The organism is Limosilactobacillus coleohominis 101-4-CHN (assembly GCF_000161935.1).
GTDB classification, from domain to species: Bacteria; Bacillota; Bacilli; order Lactobacillales; family Lactobacillaceae; genus Limosilactobacillus; species Limosilactobacillus coleohominis_A.
Genome location: NZ_GG698812.1, coordinates 1 through 717, shown reverse-complemented (window position 1 = coordinate 717; position 717 = coordinate 1). Strand labels below are relative to the sequence as shown.

The 717-nt window shown below is 35.0% G+C and carries 2 protein-coding genes; both read right to left on the bottom strand.

Features of this window, described 5'->3' with window-relative positions:
* Positions 1-15: 15 nt before the first annotated feature.
* Entirely contained in the window at positions 16-159 is a 144-nt protein-coding gene (locus HMPREF0501_RS09215) for a hypothetical protein (RefSeq protein ID WP_223206806.1), read from the bottom strand.
* A 2-nt stretch (positions 160-161) separates the two neighbouring features.
* The gene (locus tag HMPREF0501_RS09210) at positions 162-332 is read right to left on the bottom strand and encodes a type ISP restriction/modification enzyme (RefSeq protein ID WP_006917596.1); all 171 of its coding nucleotides are present in this window, start codon (positions 330-332) and stop codon (positions 162-164) included.
* Positions 333-717 lie beyond the last annotated feature (385 nt).

The following is a 717-nucleotide window of genomic DNA, read 5'->3' as shown; positions in this document are numbered from 1 at the left end:
AAACATTAATAATCTTCAATAATAAATTAAAGAAGTACTTTGGATCATCAGTAATCCCTGACTTTTTATCATACTTAATCCGGTACTGATCCATAATCCATTAATAGCGGATCGACTATTAACTATGTATTGATATGCCTTATCCGGGATATTAGACACTGTTATCGAATCATTAAAAATAATTGTTGAACGATTACGACATACTTATCAGCGCCCTTGACAATTGGTATTCTAGCTAAATCTTTTCGTAAATCATTAGCACATCGTTGTTGATAATTTGATGAACTAAGCAGTGCATAGATATATGCAAAAGTATCATCAGCATTCAGCACTAACTAATTGGCAAAAAGAGCATTAATGTTATCAGAGTTTGGCAATAATTCATTATTATTTGAATGATCAGAACGCATAAAGCCTTAACATTTTGCTACTTAGATTTAGATAATGATATACTTTTATAGTCGTTCGTCACCCTTTAGACATGTGAGAAGAGGGTGAGAACATTGAACCTACAGGACTATCTCTTACAGCTAGTTAACGCATTGCTTGTAACCTGGTTTGGTTGGTGTCTGAACAACCACAAGAAGTATTAATTAGTAATTAAACGGCATTTTGTCCGTAAATCATAACCACCCGTAAAACGGGTGGTTTGCTCTGCGGTTATAATCCGCTATGTACAGCCAGCGTCTCAAGGCGCTGGCTTTCTCTTTGTTCAAT